The following is a 19,460-nucleotide window of genomic DNA, read 5'->3' as shown; positions in this document are numbered from 1 at the left end:
ATTCAGAGAGTTAAAATGGAAAATTACGTGAATCAACAGGAGAGAAAATCTCTACTGAACCGCACGCTACAGCGAACCGTTTTAAAGAATGGCATTACAGTTATCGCAGTGGAAAATCCCGCCGCCGATATTATTGCAGCGCGGATTTTTGTCGGTGCTGGGAGTCGGTGCGAGTCAAGAGAAAAAGCCGGGTTGTCTCACCTGTTGGCATCGGTTCTGACTAAGGGAACCCCAGGACTAGATGCAGCGGAAATTGCCGAAAAAGTCGAGTCGTTGGGCGCTAGTTTAGGAGCAGATACTACCGCAGATTATTTCTTAATGAGCGTGAAAACAGTTTCGGCAGATTTCCCAGAAATGTTGGAATTGGCAGCCGAATTGTTGCGAAATCCCACGTTCCCCGCATCAGAAGTAGAATTAGAACGCCGCTTGACTATTCAGGCAATTCGTTCGCAACAAGAACAGCCGTTTACCATCGCGTTTGAACAGTTGCGCCATGCTATTTACCAAGATCATCCCTATGCTTTATCGAGTTTGGGAGATGAAACGACGGTATCGCAACTGAGTCGCGAGGATTTGCGACGGTATCACGGCACTTACTTTCGCCCCGATAATCTGGTGATTACTATTGTCGGTCGCATTGTACCGGAGCGCGCGATCGCATTAGTAGAAAAAGTCTTGGGCGACTGGGAACCCCCGTCAACCAGTTTACCTGTCCTGTCGCTACCAGCGATCGCTCCCGCGCCCCGCAACAGCTTCGTCAAGCAGCAAACTCAGCAATCGATTGTGATGTTGGGATATCTCGCCGCATCGGTCAAAAGTCCCGACTACGCAGCGCTGAAATTGCTCAATACTTACTTGGGAAATGGTCTTTCCAGTCGCTTGTTTGTAGAATTGCGGGAAAAACGCGGCTTGGCTTATGAAGTGTCGGCTTTTTACCCCACGCGCTTAGATGAGTCCCACTTTGTAGTTTATATGGGAACCGCACCGGAAAATACGGCGATCGCTTGCGATAGTCTGCGCGCCGAAGTCGATCGCCTCTGCCAAACTATTTTAAGTGCCCAAGAACTGCAAGCGGCTAAAAATAAACTGTTGGGTCAGTATGCTTTAGGTAAGCAAACCAACGCCCAAATTGCCCAAGTTTTAGGCTGGTACGAAATTATCGGCTTGGGAATTGAGTTTGACGACAAATTCAGCGATACCGTCGCCGCCGTTACCCTTGAGGAAGCGCAAGCCGTCGCCTGCCGCTATTTTATCGAGCCTTATCTATCTTTAGTCGGGCCAGCTGAGCAGGTGAGCAAGTGAGCAGGTGAGCAATGTAGGGAGGTAGGGGCGGGTTTAACGAAATATCTCGTGGTTCCCCACTCAATGGTTGGTAAAACCCGCCCCTACTACCGGACTCGATATGAGCAGGTGCGAGATCAATCCAACCAGAAGGTAAACTCTGATCGAGGAGTTATGCTCGTGGATTGGAGGTAGTATCTTGAGTTTACTAAGAAGTAAAAAGCATTTCTTGCCCCTGCTTGGGAACAATAACGCAGACAACAGACAAAAAAAAGCAACCCGATTGTGGCAGTGGTGTTTTTCTTTTACCTTTTTACTTTTTACTTTTTACGTGCCTCAGGGTATTGCCCAGACTGCGCCTGTCACTAGCGGCACAAGACCCATACTGAGAAAGGGGAGTGAGGGAGCGGCTGTATCGGAATTGCAAGCAGTTCTGAAACTGTTGGGGTATTATACGGGCACGGTTGATGGAGTTTATCGTGAGAGTACAGCGCTCGCAGTGACTCAATTTCAACGCGCCGCTGGTATCACCGCCGACGGAATTGTTGGCGCTGCTACTTGGCAGCGACTGTTCCCCCAACCCTCACCGCCGTCACCCTCCCCATCTGCCGCAACCCCTTCAAATGCGGCTTCTGAACCGTCCTCCCCTACCAACCAACCAGCAACCAACAACCAGGCGGCGGCAAGTACCCCACAACCTGCTATCAGTAATTTACCCGTTTTGAGAGTAGGAACGCGCGGCCCTGCCGTATTTTGGTTGCAAACGCGACTGCAAGCCACCGGGTTTTTCCGCGGTCCGGTAGACGGTATTTTTGGCGAAGCAACCGAAATCGCTGTCAAAGCGGCTCAAGAAAAATTTCGCCTTCCCCCCGATGGCATTGTCGGACCTGCCACTTGGAGGGTTTTATTGCCTTGACCTATCTAATTGATCGGTCTTTTGTTGCACCAACGCGGGTAGGGACCCATCGGTAAGTTTTGTCGTTTGTCTCAAAGTCAGGACTTACGCCAGAAGAAGCCAGAAACCCCGTTTCGACCGTCGTTCGCGCCAGCTAGGGTATGCATATCTCTGATTCCCAAACCCACGATTTTTCGGATCGCCCTTTGTTTTTTTGCCTAAGTCCTGTAGGTAAAAACTACTATGAACCGCAATTCATATTTGGGATAAATTGTCAAGACTATTAACAAACACTTGGTTATTTTGACAAAGTTAAAAGATTATAAAGTTTAGTAAATAGTGCTTGTTTGGCAAAAAAGAAGGTGCTAACTTAAAAAACATAAGGCACAAATGAAAAAGATCTTCAACCAAAAAAAGTCTGGATTTAAGCCTGTGCCTACCCGCTCTAAATCCAACGCAACTAACGCTCGGTTCAAGCTTCATCGTAAAAGGGATATAGCGTTCGGCATAGTGTTTTTGACCTAGTGTTTTTGACCTAGTGTTTTTGAACGCTCCAGAGTAACTGTCTGAATCGACGGAGGTGAGAAAAAAGTCGGAAAGCGAAAGTTGCGCGTCAAGTCCACCTTAGTTGAGTTAAATCGCTGCTTTATTTGGAATTAGCTTCTTATTGTTCGTTTCACCTCGAAGTAAAACCCGCCTAAGTCTACTCAGTCTTTCCTAAAGTAGATGGGCGGGTTTAAAGTTTTAGGATGGGTAATGGGTAATCGTTAAATAAAGCTAGCAATTAGCAATTAGCAATTAGCAATTAGCAATTAGCCGAATTACCGTAACTTCTGGGGGACAAAACAGGCGTCCGGGTAGATAGGTTCCCAAACCTCGATTGACGTAGAGTAGGTTTGTGCCAACTCTATGCAGTCCTTGCGCCCATTCCCAATGGCGAACAACTTGTAAACAAGTGCCGAGATTAAATGGCAAAATTCGCCGCAGTGGTTGGGGAATGTAGCGGAGAATTATTTTGAGATTTCGCATATAATGCACCGCAGGACCTAATCCGGGAAGCCAGATTTGACCGCCGTGGGTATGTCCGGAAAGTTGCAAATCGACCCGCCAAGCCCTCAATATCTGGGCGGTATCGGGATTGTGGGATAATACGATGCGGGGAATATTTGGATCTAGTTTATCCATTACCGTCGCGGGTAAAAATTCTTTTGACCACTTATCGGCGATTCCTACCAATGCTAATCTTTCTCCCAAGGGGTAAGCGACTTGATTGCAAAGGACAGAGATGCCGATGCTACTCAAAGCGTTGGTAACTTCTGCTTTTGAGTGGCGATAATAGTAGTCGTGGTTGCCTAAGACGGCATAGATTCCGGCGCGACTTTGGAGGTTTTTGAGTCGCGACACCAGGCGGTGAATCGGTTTTGGGTCATCGGTGACGTAGTCGCCGGTGAGTAGAACTAGATCTGGTTTTGCTTGATTGCTAGCTTGTATCGCTTGTTCTAGCAAGTCATCAGACAGTCGCAGACCATCGTAGTGGAAATCAGATAGTTGTACTAACGTCGTGCCTGCTAAGGATGGGGGTAAATCGGCGATCGCAACCGTTATCTGTTCGATACTCAACGCCCCGGTGAGGATACTGTGCATAATGCTGCTGCTTGCTTACTAGAAAAGCGCCTCCAGCATAACCTATCGGTCTTACTCCTTTCCCGCCTGAAGAATATCTATTTAACTCAAGTTGCTAGTTATAAGTTGCAAGCTTGGTAATTGGTAATTGGATTCATTGGCAGTCTCAAGAGTGGCAATTACCAATTACCCATTACCTATTACCAGTCCGCAAAGGATGTAAATAGCCACTTGCGTTATTTATTGAACCGCCATAGACGCGCCAGCGGCTTCCCGTAGGGTAGACGCCAAGAACGCCAAGAAAGAAGAAAGTAATAACATAGCGATCGCCAGGGAGTAATATACCTTTAAGCGAGCGCTCGCATCAAACTAAAAAACCTCAAGAGCAGGTTCTGCAATTTCTGATTTTTAGCGTATTTTTGCTTAGTTAGCAGCAGTGCTGCCTTGCTATTCACCTCCGCCAGGGTCGGGTATATGTGGATTATACCGCTGAGGGCAGAAACTTTTAAATTGTTCGACATTGCCAAAACAATTTCGTGGAGTAATTCTCCGGCGGAAGCACCTACTAAATGAGCGCCGAGAATTTCTCCATTTCCCCTAGTAATAATTTTAGCAAAACCTTTCGTTGCGGCTTCGGCTTGGGCGCGGTCAACTCCAGCGAATTCTTGTTTTAGCACGTAAATATCATCTCCATATCGCTCTTTAGCTTGCTTTTCGGTTAAACCAACTCGCGCTAATTCTGGATCGGTAAATGTTGCCCAAGGAATGACTCGATAATTTGCTTTAGTGACGGGAAAAAATAAGACATTTTTTAGTACAACGCTCGCTTCATAACCAGCAACGTGGGTAAACTGGTAGCCGCCAATCACATCGCCGCAGGCATAGATGCGCGGGTTGGTTGTTTGGAGTTTTTCATTGACGCGAATTCCCCGTTCTCCTAATTCTACACCAGCCGCTTCTAAGTTAAGCGATTCCACATTAGGCATCCGTCCAGCGGCGACTAAAATTTCATCTACGGTAATTTTTTGGGTCCCTGCCCATAGGTGTTTTTTACCATCGATTTGTTCAACTCGTTCGACGCGGGTAGCGGTGATAACGCGAATGCCTTCTGATTCTAATTGTTGCTGAACTACTAATGCGGCTTCTGGGTCTTCTTTGGGTAAAAGATGGTCGCTACTGGCAATAATTGTTACTTGTGAACCCAGTCGAGAAAACGCTTGCCCCAATTCGCAGCCAATTGGTCCACCGCCAATTACAGCAAGGGATGAAGGACGTTGTTTGAGAGAAAATACTTGCTCGTTAGTTAGATAACCGGCTGCTTTTAGTCCCGGTATGGAAGGGATTTTAGGACGCGAACCAGTGGCGCAAGCAAACGCGCGTGCTTTGAGTTGTCTGTTGTTGACTTCAAACGTTTGTCGGTCGATAAATTGACCCGATCCAAAGATAACTTCGACCCCTAAGGATTGAAACCGTTCTGGGGAGTCGTGGGGTTGAATGGCGGCGATCGCTTTTTGCACGTGTCCGTTAGCGAGAGCAAAATCAATTTCCAGATTTTGGCAGTAAATGCCAAAGCGGGCGGCATTTTTGACCTCATAAGCAATTCTTGAAGCGTGGATGAGGGATTTACTCGGAACGCAGCCATACCAAAGACAGTCACCACCCAAGCGATCTCGTTCCACTAGGGCGACTTTGGCTTTTAGCTGCGCCGCCGCCGCCGCAATTACCAAACCACCAGAACCCCCACCAATCACCACCACATCGTATTCCACAGCCATAACAGCAGTCTCCTAATTTTTGTTGCTGGCGTCAGCTTTTATTCAATCCTGATAAAATTAGACTGAGCTGAAAATGAGCCTAGCACTGGTTAAGGTCAAGAGCCTCCATTCCTGAGCAAGCAGTCAATTGCTGCTGTTGGAAGAGCTTCAATCCTTGCCTTGCCGGTTTGATTGACCCTCGGTCTGATATTATTTAACTCAATTCCCACAAAAAAGGCAGCAAACTTTTAACTTATGGGGTTGACTTTGGCTGCCATCTGTAGCGTAATAGGATGTTGTCATCTGGGAAGCTTTGTTATCCGTGCAAAAATCAACTCAAGTTTTGATAAATCTTTGCAAATAGCGACTAATGGTTTGGGTAGCTGGGCAAAAATTATACGGCGATCGCTACACTATCGAAAGATATTTGGGGCAAGGTGGTTTTGGCGTCACTTATCTGGCGACGAATAAAAAAGGCGATCGCGTTGCAATCAAAACCCTCAAACAGGAGGTACTGACAAATCCAAAACTGGCAGCGTACCGACTGAAATACAAGCTGAGTTTTCGGGAAGAAGCCTTGCGGCTAGCGCTTTGTCGCCACCCCCACATAGTGCGGATAGAAAACGCTTTTTATGAGGGAGAACTGCCTTGTATCGCCATGGAATACGTCCAAGGAGAGGATTTACGACAACGAGTGAAAAATAACGGCGCCCTCGCCGAAATCGAAGCGTTGCGCTATATCTGGCAGATCGGTCAAGCATTAATCGTCTTGCACGATAAAGGCATGTTACATCAGGATATCAAGCCGCCTAACATTATGGTGCGGCAAGGTAAACCGGAAGCGGTTCTGATTGACTTTGGCATTGCACGGGAGTTTATCCCCAATCCGAGCAATTATCACACGACAAGTTATACGGGAGGGTTTTCCCCGATTGAACAATATGCCCCACAAGCGAAACGCAACGAGTGTACCGATGTCTACTCTCTAGCGGCGACGCTGTATTATTTGCTGACGGGTAAAGTACCGACTCCAGCTCCCGCTAGAGCGGCTAAACAGCCTTTAGTGCCACCGCAGGAATACAATCCGAATATCAGCGCTCGCGTCAATCAAGCGATTCTCAAGGGCATGGAGTTTGAGCCAGAAAATCGCCCCCAGTCAGTACCAGAGTGGCTGGAATTATTGGGCGGGATTGCACCCCAAATCGTGCCAGCACCGCCTGTTGCACTTGAGGCGATTAATCCACCGCCACCACCGCCAGTGACGCCTGTGGCGATCGCGCTAAAACCAGATTACACAAAACTGCAACGGTTGCTAGCCGCTAGAAAATGGAAGGAAGCTGACTTAGAAACTGAAATTGTCATGCTTCAAGTCGCTAGAACCGATAAAGACGACTGGCTTAACTTAGAATTGATCCACAAATTTCCTTGGGAAGACCTGCGCCAAATTAACCAAATCTGGCTGTACTACAGCAAAAGTCGCTTTGGCTGTAGCATACAAAAGCGCATTTGGCAAGAACTTGGCGGACAAGTAGATTATCAAACCGAGCGGAGTTTGGGCGATCGCGTCGGGTGGCGGGTCAACAATACCTGGCTCAACTACGACGACCTGACTTTTTCCCTCAATGCCCCTACCGGACACCTCCCAGCAAGGGGATCGGCATTGTGGGCGCGGGGCAGCGTTTTCTTTGGTTGGGCGTGGTGGGTATTTTTTGATCAAGCGATTTTATCGCGATCAGATAATTTAAATAATCCGCCAAATTCGATTCGGGGTGTAGCGCCTTGACGGGAAAATGGGATTGGGTAAATTGAAATTAGCTAGCGCGATGTTGGCGATCGCTATCATCGCCACCAATACTCCTGGGGTTGCCCAAATTGTCCCCGATAGCACCCTGCCGCATAATTCCAGGGTTACCGAAGCGGGCAATACTTTCACTATTGAAGGAGGAACTAGCGCCGGGGGTAACCTTTTCCACAGCTTGCGGGAATTTTCCCTGACCACTGGATCTGAGGCATTTTTCAATAATGCTTTGACGATTAATAACATTATTACCCGCGTTACTGGAGGGCAAGTTTCTCACATTGACGGGTTAATTCGTGCCAATGGAGGGGCGAATTTATTTTTAATTAACCCCAGCGGCATTATCTTTGGAGCGAACGCGCAATTGAATATTGGCGGTGCATTTATTGGCAGTACTGCCGATAGCATTCGCTTTGCCGATGGCAGCACTTTCAGCGCTAAAAATCCCCAAAATCCACCTTTGCTGACGATTAACGTCCCGATTGGCTGGCAATTTGGTTCTCAGCCAGCCAATATTATCAACCAATCTCAACCCGTTGGCTTGGCAGTACAACCGGGTCAAACATTAGCACTTATTGGTGGAAATGTCAACTTAGTTGCAGGTTGGCTGACGGCACCCCAAGGGAGGATAGAACTGGGGAGTGTAGGGAGTAACGCTGAAGCCACCCCATGCCTAAAGGCGAGGGGGTTCTAATTCGCTTTAAACCTCTTCTTGACTCTCCCTATTTCTAGGTACAACACCCAAGATCTCAGTATCAGGAATTAGAACTTTCGTGGCGACTTGCTCTGACTCTGGAGGTTTTCCAAAGGAAGAAGGAACAATTCCTCCTAATCGCAAGTTATTTTCTTCGGTCGCCTGTCACGGGGCCGCCATCAGGAGCGCTTGGGCACCCGACCAGGCAAGATGAGCGAGGTCTACTTGGAGCAGGTCATTGTCTACAAACCTCGCCAAAAATGCCGAGTACAAGTCTCTTTGACAGAGAACACCACAATTGCATTTGTGGACTCTAGTCATTAGGCTTTTCTTTTTTACAGTTCCGCATTGATGGCAAGTTTGAGATAGTTTGGTTGTTTTGGTGGAGAATTCGACCACGTTGACGCCAGCACTTTCAGCCAAGCGTTTTAGATGAGATACGAGTTCTCCCGGCGCGCGCTTTCCTACAGATTTTCCAAACAGTTTCTGGAATGCTTTGTAGGATAGCTTCTCTAGTTTGATTGTGTCACCCAACCTCAGAATTTCATGCACCAATCTCCCGTGTAACGACTTGCGATGTGCGGCTAGCTTTCTTTCTAAATTAGCCTTGGCACTTCTTGCAGATCTGTAAGACTTAGAATCGTTCCATTTTTTGTCGCCTTTTTTGACGGTTCCTTTTTTCTGCTTTCCCTGGCTGTCAACAAAATCGCTATTGTAATTCTCTGGATTGTTCGCCCTTCTGGATCTTTCCATTCGCCTCTGAAGTCGGCGGATTTGCTTTTCTTGTGACTTCAGTTGGGGGGCAAATAAATCTAATTTTGCCCCAGTCTCTCCAACTATCGCTATTGTTGATGGCCCAATATCTAATCCGACTACCCCAGAACCAATTTGATTTTTGGGTTTGATAAAGGGTTGACCTTCACAAATTAATTGCGCGTAGTAGCGAGTCTGGTTATTTAAGCGTCGGCGAACTAGGCGCACGTACTTAACTCGACTGTTCAATCCGTGCAGGATAACCGGATCGTTGCCTTTAAGATAGGGCTGGAGCTTTAGCTCAGAACCCCACACCAGTGCTTGTTGATGCCAACGAATCCCGGTTGTGTTCGTTTTCCCTTCCAAAGAATCTAACTGACTCTTCCCCTTGAATCTGATTTTCTTGGCGAGGCCGAAGGCAACTTTTTGCGATGCGTTAAATGCCCTCGTCGCCAGTTTCTGCGCTGTGTTGGAATCTATATGTTCCCCTATCCAGGAACGTCTAACTATGGTAGCGAAAGTATGTAGGTCGTACTCGCTGTACTTGTAAACTTTGTTTGCATCAGCAAAGGCGGCATATCTTCCCTTTTTGTTGCCTTTAATCTTTTTAGCCTTTTGGTACAGCTTTGATTGCTTAACCAATCTCAATCGCCGCATTGCTTCGCCCAAACAGGCGTTGTAAAGTTGCCTGCCAGCTTCAAATCTAGACAGCAAAACCCTCTCATCTATAGCCGATACCACCAATGGTATTTCGGTTACAAACGAAAGGGTTTTTGTTTTCTTGCTACAGTTTTGGCTGGTCATTGACGATAACGACGTTGACGTGCCACTATTATATAGCAAAAAACTCTAATCAGTTTAAAACTAATAAGAATATCTTATACTGCTGTCAATACCACATAGTGTGGTGTCCGAAGTATCGCCGAAAGGTTTTGGTTAACGGTGTTGATACTCGCCTGAAAGAGATTATCCAACAGGTGGCTGCGGAGACAAAGTGCGACATTATCGAGCTTGAGGTTATGCCAGATCATGTCCATTTATTGATTAAGATTGACCCGCAATTTGGCGGACAGAAGGTAGTTAAACTAATGAAAGGTAGATCTTCTCGCTACCTGCGTCAAGAATTTCCTTGGCTTAAAAGTAGGTTGCCTACCCTATGGACTAATTCTTATTTTGTCGCTACTGTGGGTGGCGCTCCACTTGATGTGGTTAAGAAATATATCGAAAATCAGAAGTGGAAGCCCGGAACTTGACTGCGATTAAAATCGCTTTTCAAGCTTCCTCCCCATGGTAGGCGCCAGGGGATAAGAGCGCGCGTTTTCGGTGAGGTTAGTATAGCGCCCGGTTGGGTTTTCGGCTATCTTGGGGTGCAGAACTTTGGGGATATCCAACTGTCGCAACAAGCGGGAGTCGTGACAAATGGCGGCGATATTCAGGTGCAGGGGAGGAGATTGGAAGTTGGCGATCGCTCGCTGATCTCCACTTCTACCCTGGGTTCCCTACCTGGGGGAAATCTTACCATCCGCACCACCGATGCGGTAGAGATAACCGGAACGGGAATTCCCCTGTTAAATCAATTTTTGGCTGGAATTCCCGCCACTTTGGCAGACGAACAAAGCGGATTGTTTGCTAATAGTTTTGGGTTTGGAAGAACGGGCAATTTAACGATTGAAACTGGTAACTTAACGGTTAGGAATGGCGGGATGATTTCAGCCACCAATTTTTACCCTTTGACAGTAGAAGCGGGAGGAAATTTAACTGTAAACACTCCCCATACAGGTACAGTCCAACTCAACAACGCTGGCTTAATATCGGGAACGTTCGGGATGGGAAAGGCAGGGGATTTAACGATTAATACTGGCAGATTGAGGGTAGACAATGGAGCTTTCATCTTGGCGATTACTTTTGGCTCAGGTGCGGGGGGAAATATTAGCATCAATGCCAAAGATGCCGTAGAAACAATCGGAATTGTTTCCAGAGAACCGTTTCGCAGCGGCATTATTGCTTCGGTTGGATCCAGAGGAGTTGCCTTGCAACCGACAGGTCAAGGGGGAGATGTAACGATTAACACCAATAGGTTGCTTGTGCAGGATGGAGCGGTTCTGTCTGCGGGTTCCTACGGTATCGGGCGGTCGGGAAATGTAACCGTGCGTGCGACGGATGTGGAAATAGTTGATTCGCCTAACGTTCAAGTATCGGGTACTTTAGACGCTACGTCTCGCAGTCTGGGAGATTCAGGGGATATTTTAATTCAAACGAATCGATTGCGGGTGGGAGGAGGAGCGGATATATCGGTTACTGCTTTTGGTGAGGGGAAGTCGGGAAATCTGACTGTTAATGCTTCTGAGTTTGTAGACTTGTTTGGCGCGCGGATTAATCCTGCTAATCCCAGGGATTTTAGTCGCAGCGGACTGTTTGCCGCCACCGAAGGCATCCAAGATGGGGGTAGCATTACCGTTATTACTCCCCGTTTTAGCGTCAGGGATGGGGCGCGGGTATCCGTTTCTACTCGCGGTCGGGGAAATCAAACCGCTCGCGGGGGACGGGGGGGGAAATCTCAACGTGATTGCCAGCGAGTCGGTAGAACTGAGGGGAACCAGCGCAGACGGTCGATTTGAGAGCGGGTTGTTTGCCCTTTCTGGAGAAGAAAGACCGAATATCGCCGCCAACGAAGCAACGGGGGATGGGGGAAACTTGTTTGTGGAAACGAACCAATTAAATGTGCGAGACCGGGCGGAAATTTCCGTGAGTGCCAGGGGATCGGGAGCAGCGGGGAATTTGCAAATTCGCGCACAGACGATCGCTCTGGAAAACCGAGGTCGGATTGCCACTGCCACCGCTTCCGGCAGTGGGGGGAATATTAACCTGCAAGTGGGGTCTGTGCAGTTGCGTTCGGAAAGCCAAATTGCCGCCGCTGCCGGGGTTACTGGTAATGGAGGGAACATTACCCTCACCGCCGATACGGTTGCGCTTTTAGAAGGAAGCGGCATCAACGCCAACGCTTTTAAAGGAAGTGGAGGTCAAATCGGCATATTTACCCAAGGTATTTTTATCGGTTTTGGTAGTGGGATCGCTGCCAGTTCCCCATTCGGCGTCAATGGCATCGTCACCGTTAATACGCCCAACGTCAATACCAGTCAGGGATTAGTCGAATTGCCAACTCAGGTGAGGGACAGCAACCAAGTCATCGTCGGGTGTAGAGCGGCGTATGGCAACTCTTTTACCGTTACCTTCCGCGGCGGTTTACCAGAAGACCCGACGACAACGATTCGAGGTCAGACCGTTTGGCGCGATTTGCAAGATTTTACCGCGATGGGGGAAAGAAGTATGCCGGATCAAAAAGACGGGGAGAGGGGGAGACGGGGAGAGGGGGAGACGGGGGGACGGGGAGAGGGGGAGAGGGGAGAGGGGGAGAGGGGAGAGGGGGAGAGGGGAGAGGGGGAGAGGGGAGAGGGGGAGACGGGGGAGACAAGGGAGAGGGGGAGACAAGGGAGAGGGGAGAGGGGGAGACGGGGGGACGGGTCGAATTCTGGAGAGACATTCCTCGCCTCCTCTTCCCCCGCGTCCGGTGCGTCCGGTGCGTCCGGTGCGTCCTCTTCCTTGTCCCCTCCCGACCGAATTGTAGAAGCAACCGGCTGGATAATTAATGCATCCGGGCAAATAGAATTGGTAGAACATCTGCCTCAAAGCACTCCCAATTGTTTGGGATTTTGATGGTTAAAAAGTCGGAAAAGTCGGAAAAGTCGGAAAGGTCGGAAAGGTCGGAAAGGTCGCAAAAGTAGGAAAAAAGCAGCTTTACCTAAAGTAATAAATGAGAGATTGGTAAAAGAATAAGGGAAAGTAAGAAAATCAGGACTTACGCTTGGGCGACCAAGAAACCGGGTTTCTGTTCCAGTTGCCAAACCAAGGATTTTTCAGAGAAACCCGGAATATGAGCGTAAGTCCTAAAAATCAAAATATTTTTGTTTGCCGTTGTATTGACGGCAAAGAACTATATAGTCATAATTAGTCGCAACAGAATCTTATATCCTCAATTACTCAAATGCCTAAAGTAGTCTCAATACACTCTTATCGGGGCGGTACTGGCAAATCCAACTTTACCGCCAACCTTGCTACCACCGTGGCGCTACAAGGTCATCGAGTTGGTGTAGTAGACACCGATATTCAGTCGCCGGGAATTCACAACCTTTTCGGTTTGGAATCGGAAACTATGAACAAAACCCTCAACAACTATCTGTGGGGACAAGCACCCATCGAAGATACAGCCTACGATGTGAGTGCCAATATCGGTTTAAATGGGAATGGCAGTTTGTTTTTAGTTCCCTCCAGCGTCAAAGCAGACGACATTTCCCGCATCTTGAGCGAGGGATACGATGTCAGATTGCTCAACGATGGTTTTCGCAAATTAGTTAAAAATCTTCAACTCGACTACCTGTTCATCGACACCCACCCCGGTTTGTCCAAAGAAACCTTTCTGACGATTGCAATTTCCCACGTTTTAATATTAATTCTGCGACCGGATAAACAAGACTACCAAGGTACGGCGGTAACTATCGATGTGGCGCGGCAGTTAAAAGTTCGCAAAATGCTGTTGGCAGTCAACAAAGTCTTAAAAACTATGAATTTTGACGCCCTGAGGCAAAAGATAGAAGCTACTTACGACGCTTCCGTAGCGGGGATATTTCCCTTATCGGAAGATTTAGTGCAACTGGCAAGCAACGGGGTGTTCTGCGTGCAATTCCCCGACCATTACGTCAGCAATGAATTTAAAAAAGTCGCGCAGCAGATTATGGAATAAACCAAAATCCAAAGGCGAAGGCAAACTTTAATGGTAAATTCTTCCAACTATCTATGGCAGAAAAACACGATCTGAGAGCGCTAGCAAGTTCAATTCAGGCAGTCGCTTCGCCGTTTCGCTCCTATTTGAGCGAATTGCACGAAAAATATCGATATTTGAACGATGGTACTGTAGCTGATTACATTCCCGAACTGGCACTGGCAAAACCCGAATGGTTTGGTATTTGTGCGGTGACAGTGGAGGGTCAGGTGTTTGATGTTGGGGATGGGGACAAACAGTTTACAATTGGGTCAATTTCTAAACCCTTTATCTATGGCTTGGCGCTGGAAGATCGCGGGCGGGAATATGTTAATAGTAAAGTCAGCGTCGAGCCAACGGGAGAAGCATTTAACTCGATTGTGTTGGATGAAAAAACCAATCGGCCCTACAATCCAATGGTAAATGCAGGAGCGATCGCCACCACAGACTTAATCAAAGGAAACAGCGCTACGGAAAGACTTAAGCGCATTTTGGAGATGTTCCGCCGCTATACGGGGAGGACGCCAGATATTAACGTGCCGGTGTTTTTGTCAGAGAAAGCAACGGGGAATCGCCATCGAGCGATCGCATATCTAATGCTCAATTTTGGCATGGTAACCGACCGAATTGAGGAAACCCTCGACCTGTATTTTCAACAATGTTCCATCATGGTCAACGCTCACGACTTGGCAATGATGGCAGCTACTCTTGCTAACGGAGGCATTAATCCAATTAGCGGGGAACGTGCGATTGATGAACGTTACGTGCAAGATGTGATTAGTGTCATGCTTACATGCGGCATGTACAACTATTCTGGCGAATGGGCGTACCGGGTAGGAATGCCAGCAAAAAGCGGCGTTTGCGGCGGAATTACTGCCTTAGTTCCCTCAAAATTGGGGATTGGGACTTTTTCGCCACTCGTAGATATCAAGGGAAATAGTGTCAGAGGGATCAAAGTTTGTGAAGACCTCGCCAGAGATTTTGGGTTGCATCTATTTAATGTGGCAAAACCAGAACGAGATTTAAAAGACTGGGTCGAAGGAGGCGATTCGGTAGATAGTTGGTAAGTCACTCAGGATTGTTCCTTACCGAAAAACTTGCATGAGGGACCCTGACTTTAGACCTTGTCGTTACCCACATCTCACGCCTTGTCGCTCGCCATAAAACCCGCCGGGGAATAAAAGCCAAAGTCGATTCAAATGGACTCGAAAGATTTCTTTAGTCCATGACGTGGACTAGAGCTACTCGCTGTGGGATTTCAATCTCCGGGTGGGTTGACGGGGAAAGGGTCAATCGGATTCCTGAGAAAATGTGGGTAACGACAAACCCTTTAGGGGTGGGGAGTGTCAATTTCAATCTATGCCAAACAAAACTTACCCACGACGAAGCCATCACCAAAGTTTCTGCGTCTATCTCTAGTTCCTTGCGCCACGATTTTTCACAGAAACCCGGTTTCGACCGTCGATCTCTGGTTCCGTTTCCCAAGGATTTTTCGGAGAAACCGGGAACTTGCGCGTAAGTCCTACCAAAGATAGACAGCCGTGCATATTCCCAGGTTCTTCCTGATACAATACCGATGCAACTGGACAATATATTACAAATTTGAGGAGCAATCAAATGACCGGGAACTACTACTTAGAGCGAATGCGAAACCAAACTTTTCAAGCCATAGATGGTTATGACCCAACAGCTAACAAAGTCTTCCACGAAACTTTGCAACATCATTTTCCTGGGGCGTTGCCGATGAAAGATTACATGAAACAAACCTATAACTCTCTTGATAGCTATGGATTTGAAGACCAAAACACAATGGGAATGCTGGCAATTTGTCGGGACGAAATTGCCGATGCCTTATGGTATGAAGTGGTTAAATATTGGGGCAAAACGTTTAATTGCTGTAGTTTAGCTGGGTTCGTGTTGATGGGAAAAACCGGATTAGCAGCAGCAACAGACCATACCCCGATTTTTGACGGCGTGCGTCGCTTTACTTTTTATGCCATGCCCCATATCGCAATTTCCAAAACAGGAGAAATTGGCAAAGTTTACCGAGAAGGTATCCACAAAGCTTCTCATGCCTGCGGTGCGTTAGAAGCAATTGTTAAAGAACTAGATTCTGGATTTATTAACCTAGCAACCGATATGCAAGATATCGAACAATCGATTATACGGCAGAAAATTTTATCGACTATTAAATATGGCGAAAAACCGAATTTGGTAGAGATAACTAAGTTGGCTTGTCGGGTTATTTCCCAGGATGTAGAGAAGCTGTTGGGAACTTTAGATGCTGCGATATTCAAATATGCAGTGATGACGGGGATTCAAATTCACGGCCCAATGGACACTCATTGGATCTATCCCCAGGATTTTTATGTGGTGGGTTCCGATCTCCGTAATGGGAAGGAAGAAATTGAGGTGTTTCAGATAGAAAAGCAGCCAGTATAGGGCTGACGGAAAGAAACCCGGTTTCTCTGACGGTTTCTCGCCAAAAAACATCCAGAAACCGGGCTTATTTATGAATAAAGTGAATAAATTGTCAAGGTTTTATACCTCGGCTTACCCTAGTTTTTCAATTAAGGCGCTGACTATGAATATGGTACAAATATTTGGAGATTTTATTGACAATCTTCCCATTTGTGAAGATTATTTGGATATAGGTTTTTCAGCGGGTTCTCACACGATTAAGAAGCGGTGGAAAACGAATCGATTATCCGCGCACTTTGTGGCTGATTATTTAGCAGTTTTTCTGCCAGTAAACGATGAAGATCCAGGCAAGGAAAGGAGAAAAGAACAGTGTAAAGGGGCAGTAGCTTACATTGCGAATGAGTTATTAGAAAATTCGATGAAGTTTCATATCCCAACTGGAAAGTCACCAATGAGGTTTGGCATTCACTTCATGGAAGATCCAGAACTGAAAATTATCTTGTTCGCTAGCAATGCGATCGCACCGGAAGGCAAGGATAAATATCAGACATTTATTCAGGAGTTAATCGCCTCCGATCCGCAGGAATTGTATATCCTGAAACTAGAGCGCAGCGCCGAAGATGAAGAAAATCAGACTTCCGGATTAGGTCTGCTGACGATGATTAATGATTATGGAGCAAAAATCGGTTGGAAATTTGAGGCGATGTCGGATCGTCCCGATGCGATTGCAGTGACAACAATGGTTCAGCTTAGCTTATAATTAAGCCCATGTTCAGAACCAGTTCAGCCAGGAGAGCAAAAAACAATGGCAATGCAAGAAATTAAAGGTGAAGACTATAGCGTGCAATACGATCCAAACTCGGTGACGTTTTATTTCCAAGGCGAACTCAGCTTGGGTAGCCCCCCAGAGTATGCACCGATTGCCCAGTTGTTAGAAGATGTCCTCAATCAAGCACCATCCACGATCAACCTCAACTTAAAACAATTGGAATTTCTCAACAGTTCCGGCATCAGTATGCTATCTAAGTTTGCGATCAACGTTCGTAAAAAGAAAACGACTGAAGTTGTAGTAATGGGGTCAACAGAGATTCCTTGGCAAGAAAAATCCCTTGCAAACTTGCAAAAACTGCTGCCTACCTTGCAACTACAACTAGAGTAAAGCCAGGTTAAATTTCCAGCATGACTGAACTATCCAAAGAGGAATTACTGGCACAAATTGAAGATCTGAGTCGGCAACTGACAGAAGTCAATCAAGAAAAAGCCGACTTAGAAATTCTGCTGGAAACGATTACCGAACATTCCAAGGTGCAAGCATTCAATCAGGAACGAGAATCTCAGGGGTATTCACCTATCCAGGTGGGTATGGGAATTCATCTTGGTCATATGATGGTGGGAGTGGTGGGAGAACAGGATCGACTTCAGGAGGATACCCTATCAGATACAGTTAACCTTACCTGCCGCTGGGAGGAATTGACCAAATACTACGGGGTGTCAATGGTGATTTCTGGCGATGTCCTAGAAAGATTGAGCCATCCGGAGCAATATAAAGTCCGATCGATCGATCGCGCAATCGTGAAAGGAAGAAGCCAACCCATTACCGCCTACGAAGTTTTGCATGTAGAAACCGAGTTCATTCAAACTTTAAAACTGCAAACATTACCGGATTTTGAGCAAGGATTTGACCATTACCGCAATGGCGATCTCAAAGCAGATCAAACCTGTTTTAAGCAAGTGTTGAGCGCCAATCCGCTGGATAAAACTGTAAAACTCTATCTGAAGCGAATTGCACAGCTAGCAAACCAGGGCATCCCTAAAAATTGGCGCGGTATCTGGGTATTTACAGAAAAATCAGGGTGTATAAAGAAATGAATGAACTATCTAGAGAGGAATTACTGGCGCAAATTGCAGATCTAAATCGGCAAATCACCGAAGTCACTGAAGAAAAAGCCGACTTAGAAATCATGATGGAAACTGTTACCGAACATGCTACCTACCTGGAAAACCAAATCCATCAGAAGAATAAACAGATGCAAAGCTACATCCAGCAGGTGGAAAAGCTGACAGATGCTGCTGCTGCGGTGGAAAACAACAGCTTTGAGGCAGGAAATTTAAAACAAGTCGCTGCACGGGATGATGAACTCGGTCATCTGGCACGAGTATTTACTCAGATGGTGCAAACGATCAAAACTCGCGAGCAAGAACTAGCTACGGCAAAAGAGCAACTGGAAGCGGTTTTAAATGCCGTTCCTGGTTCCATTTCTTGGATTGATTCGGACGGGTTATACATTGGCGTGAATAGCTATCTCGCGGAAAGTTGTAATCTTTCCCAAGATGCTTTTATTGGTAAAGAAGTCGGCTTTCTCAAAGGAAGATCTGATTTCGCAAATTTTATGCGCCAGTTTTTAGCAAGTACGCAAGAATATGCTTCTCAAATTGTTGAAACGTCGGTCAATGATACTGTGAAGTATTACTTAATGGCGGCGCAGAAATATCAGCAAGGTAACGCAACTGTATCTGTGGGAATTGATGTAACGGAACGCAAACGAGCGGAAGAAGCTTTACGCATTGCTGAAGAAAAATATCGCAGTATCTTTGAAAACGCGCTGGAAGGAATTTTTCAATCTAGTCCGGATGGGCATTATATTAGCGTTAATCCAGCAATGGCTCGCATTTATGGTTATGAATTTCCTGAAGAAATGATGGCAGAGGTGAAGGATATTTCGACTCAAATTTATGTCGTTCCTAATGGGAGAGAGGAGTTCCAAAACTTGATGGAAGAATACGGCGAAGTCAAGGATTGGGTATCTCAAGTTTATCGCAAAGACGGCAGCAAAATATGGGTTAAAGAGAATACTAGAGCAGTGCGCGATCGCTATGGTAAGTTACTCTACTACGAAGGCATTGTCGAAGATGTCACCCAGCGCAAGCAAGAACAAGAAGCCCTTAAACGTCAATTGCAAGAACTCCGCATCGAAATCGACCAACAAAAGCGCGCGCGCGAAGTCGCAGAAATTACCCAAGCCGATTACTTTCAAGACTTACAAGCAGAAGTGGGAAATCTCGATATCGATCAGTTTTGGGAAAATTGAATTATCCAAAAAAGAAAGTCGCTCGCAGGCAGGATGCCTACCCCACAAGAGTTTCCTCTCGTTCCCAGGCAAGAGCCTGGGAACGAGTGAGGGCAGGCTCTGCCTCCTCACAAGGTGCAAGCTCTAAGTTTTCCTACTTTTCCTAGTTTTCCTACTTTTGAGTTTGAGAAAAATGGGGAAAAAAGATCGAAAAAAAATTTATATATGAAAGTATAAAAAAAATAGGCTCTATGATATAGATCGAGTTTGTTGCATTACTCAATCTTAAAGAGAACTAAAAGCAGCTGCGAGGCGTCCGGCATATAAAACCGAAAGGAGCGATCTTCAAAACGATCG

At 46.7% G+C, this 19,460-nt stretch carries 18 protein-coding genes; 15 read left to right on the top strand and 3 right to left on the bottom strand.

The window, feature by feature from the left end; genetic code table 11:
* Positions 1 to 15 precede the first annotated feature (15 nt).
* Positions 16 to 1,302 carry a M16 family metallopeptidase gene (locus ACE1CM_RS05835; RefSeq protein ID WP_374876524.1) on the top strand — a complete coding sequence of 429 codons (1,287 nt, stop codon included), beginning with the start codon at positions 16 to 18 and terminating at the stop codon, positions 1,300 to 1,302.
* A gap of 178 nt (positions 1,303 to 1,480) precedes the next feature.
* Positions 1,481 to 2,197 carry a peptidoglycan-binding protein gene (locus tag ACE1CM_RS05830; protein ID WP_374876460.1) on the top strand — a complete coding sequence of 239 codons (717 nt, stop codon included), beginning with the start codon at positions 1,481 to 1,483 and terminating at the stop codon, positions 2,195 to 2,197.
* Positions 2,198 to 2,974: 777 nt separating this feature from the next.
* On the opposite strand, the gene ACE1CM_RS05825 is transcribed toward ACE1CM_RS05830, so the two are convergent.
* Positions 2,975 to 3,820 carry a metallophosphoesterase gene (locus ACE1CM_RS05825; RefSeq protein ID WP_374876459.1) on the bottom strand — a complete coding sequence of 282 codons (846 nt, stop codon included), beginning with the start codon at positions 3,818 to 3,820 and terminating at the stop codon, positions 2,975 to 2,977.
* 326 nt (positions 3,821 to 4,146) lie between these two features.
* Positions 4,147 to 5,574, bottom strand: a complete 1,428-nt coding sequence (locus ACE1CM_RS05820) for a dihydrolipoyl dehydrogenase family protein (protein WP_374876458.1) — start codon at positions 5,572 to 5,574, stop codon at positions 4,147 to 4,149.
* Positions 5,575 to 5,923: 349 nt separating this feature from the next.
* On the opposite strand from ACE1CM_RS05820, the gene ACE1CM_RS05815 reads away from it, so the two are divergent.
* Entirely contained in the window at positions 5,924 to 7,336 is a 1,413-nt protein-coding gene (locus ACE1CM_RS05815) for a GUN4 domain-containing protein (protein WP_374876457.1), read from the top strand.
* A 22-nt stretch (positions 7,337 to 7,358) separates the two neighbouring features.
* Positions 7,359 to 8,045 carry a filamentous hemagglutinin N-terminal domain-containing protein gene (locus ACE1CM_RS05810; RefSeq protein WP_374876456.1) on the top strand — a complete coding sequence of 229 codons (687 nt, stop codon included), beginning with the start codon at positions 7,359 to 7,361 and terminating at the stop codon, positions 8,043 to 8,045.
* 165 nt (positions 8,046 to 8,210) lie between these two features.
* On the opposite strand, the gene ACE1CM_RS05805 is transcribed toward ACE1CM_RS05810, so the two are convergent.
* Positions 8,211 to 9,539: an RNA-guided endonuclease TnpB family protein gene (locus tag ACE1CM_RS05805; RefSeq protein WP_374876455.1), complete on the bottom strand. Its 1,329-nt coding sequence runs from the start codon at positions 9,537 to 9,539 to the stop codon at positions 8,211 to 8,213.
* A gap of 95 nt (positions 9,540 to 9,634) precedes the next feature.
* Between ACE1CM_RS05805 and tnpA the strand changes: the two genes are divergently transcribed.
* From tnpA to ACE1CM_RS05750, 11 genes are all read left to right on the top strand, one after another.
* Positions 9,635 to 10,051: an IS200/IS605 family transposase gene (gene tnpA / locus ACE1CM_RS05800; protein ID WP_374876523.1), complete on the top strand. Its 417-nt coding sequence runs from the start codon at positions 9,635 to 9,637 to the stop codon at positions 10,049 to 10,051.
* Positions 10,052 to 10,165: 114 nt separating this feature from the next.
* A complete protein-coding gene (locus ACE1CM_RS05795) occupies positions 10,166 to 11,416 on the top strand; it encodes a hypothetical protein (protein ID WP_374876454.1) in 1,251 nt (416 codons plus the stop codon).
* Positions 11,361 to 12,512 carry a hypothetical protein gene (locus ACE1CM_RS05790; protein ID WP_374876453.1) on the top strand — a complete coding sequence of 384 codons (1,152 nt, stop codon included), beginning with the start codon at positions 11,361 to 11,363 and terminating at the stop codon, positions 12,510 to 12,512. Before ACE1CM_RS05795 ends, ACE1CM_RS05790 begins: the two co-directional genes overlap by 56 nt.
* 328 nt (positions 12,513 to 12,840) lie before the next feature.
* A complete protein-coding gene (locus ACE1CM_RS05785) occupies positions 12,841 to 13,596 on the top strand; it encodes a MinD/ParA family protein (RefSeq protein ID WP_374876452.1) in 756 nt (251 codons plus the stop codon).
* Between the two features lie 53 nt (positions 13,597 to 13,649).
* Complete coding sequence (gene glsA / locus ACE1CM_RS05780; RefSeq protein WP_374876451.1) at positions 13,650 to 14,681, top strand: glutaminase A; 1,032 nt, start codon at positions 13,650 to 13,652, stop codon at positions 14,679 to 14,681.
* 158 nt (positions 14,682 to 14,839) lie between these two features.
* Entirely contained in the window at positions 14,840 to 15,133 is a 294-nt protein-coding gene (locus ACE1CM_RS05775) for a hypothetical protein (protein ID WP_374876450.1), read from the top strand.
* 98 nt (positions 15,134 to 15,231) lie between these two features.
* Entirely contained in the window at positions 15,232 to 16,056 is an 825-nt protein-coding gene (locus ACE1CM_RS05770; protein WP_374876449.1) for a hypothetical protein, read from the top strand.
* A 142-nt stretch (positions 16,057 to 16,198) separates the two neighbouring features.
* Entirely contained in the window at positions 16,199 to 16,795 is a 597-nt protein-coding gene (locus tag ACE1CM_RS05765) for a DUF6272 family protein (RefSeq protein WP_374876448.1), read from the top strand.
* Positions 16,796 to 16,840: 45 nt separating this feature from the next.
* The gene (locus tag ACE1CM_RS05760; protein WP_374876447.1) at positions 16,841 to 17,194 is read left to right on the top strand and encodes a hypothetical protein; all 354 of its coding nucleotides are present in this window, start codon (positions 16,841 to 16,843) and stop codon (positions 17,192 to 17,194) included.
* Positions 17,195 to 17,214: 20 nt separating this feature from the next.
* Positions 17,215 to 17,904 (top strand): adenylate/guanylate cyclase domain-containing protein, encoded by a 690-nt coding sequence (locus tag ACE1CM_RS05755; RefSeq protein ID WP_374876446.1) that lies wholly within the window; start codon positions 17,215 to 17,217, stop codon positions 17,902 to 17,904.
* Positions 17,901 to 19,124 (top strand): PAS domain S-box protein, encoded by a 1,224-nt coding sequence (locus ACE1CM_RS05750; RefSeq protein ID WP_374876445.1) that lies wholly within the window; start codon positions 17,901 to 17,903, stop codon positions 19,122 to 19,124. Before ACE1CM_RS05755 ends, ACE1CM_RS05750 begins: the two co-directional genes overlap by 4 nt.
* Positions 19,125 to 19,460: the final 336 nt, after the last annotated feature.

Source organism: Microseira sp. BLCC-F43 (assembly GCF_041929235.1).
In the GTDB taxonomy this organism is placed as follows: Bacteria; Cyanobacteriota; Cyanobacteriia; order Cyanobacteriales; family Aerosakkonemataceae; genus Microseira.
The sequence above is the reverse complement of the archived record's forward strand: the minus strand, read 5'-3'. Positions and strand labels throughout refer to the sequence as shown.

What these genes read in the sequence shown, in the direction of transcription:
- ACE1CM_RS05750 (WP_374876445.1), top strand. Translation starts at nt 17,901, where the DNA reads ATGAATGAACTATCTAGAGAGGAATTACTGGCGCAAATTGCAGATCTA.
- ACE1CM_RS05765 (WP_374876448.1), top strand. Translation starts at nt 16,199, where the DNA reads ATGAATATGGTACAAATATTTGGAGATTTTATTGACAATCTTCCCATT.
- ACE1CM_RS05785 (WP_374876452.1), top strand. Translation starts at nt 12,841, where the DNA reads ATGCCTAAAGTAGTCTCAATACACTCTTATCGGGGCGGTACTGGCAAA.
- glsA (WP_374876451.1), top strand. Translation starts at nt 13,650, where the DNA reads ATGGCAGAAAAACACGATCTGAGAGCGCTAGCAAGTTCAATTCAGGCA.
- ACE1CM_RS05825 (WP_374876459.1), bottom strand. Translation starts at nt 3,820, where the DNA reads ATGCACAGTATCCTCACCGGGGCGTTGAGTATCGAACAGATAACGGTT.
- ACE1CM_RS05760 (WP_374876447.1), top strand. Translation starts at nt 16,841, where the DNA reads ATGGCAATGCAAGAAATTAAAGGTGAAGACTATAGCGTGCAATACGAT.
- ACE1CM_RS05815 (WP_374876457.1), top strand. Translation starts at nt 5,924, where the DNA reads ATGGTTTGGGTAGCTGGGCAAAAATTATACGGCGATCGCTACACTATC.
- ACE1CM_RS05820 (WP_374876458.1), bottom strand. Translation starts at nt 5,574, where the DNA reads ATGGCTGTGGAATACGATGTGGTGGTGATTGGTGGGGGTTCTGGTGGT.
- ACE1CM_RS05775 (WP_374876450.1), top strand. Translation starts at nt 14,840, where the DNA reads ATGACGTGGACTAGAGCTACTCGCTGTGGGATTTCAATCTCCGGGTGG.
- ACE1CM_RS05835 (WP_374876524.1), top strand. Translation starts at nt 16, where the DNA reads ATGGAAAATTACGTGAATCAACAGGAGAGAAAATCTCTACTGAACCGC.
- ACE1CM_RS05755 (WP_374876446.1), top strand. Translation starts at nt 17,215, where the DNA reads ATGACTGAACTATCCAAAGAGGAATTACTGGCACAAATTGAAGATCTG.
- ACE1CM_RS05770 (WP_374876449.1), top strand. Translation starts at nt 15,232, where the DNA reads ATGACCGGGAACTACTACTTAGAGCGAATGCGAAACCAAACTTTTCAA.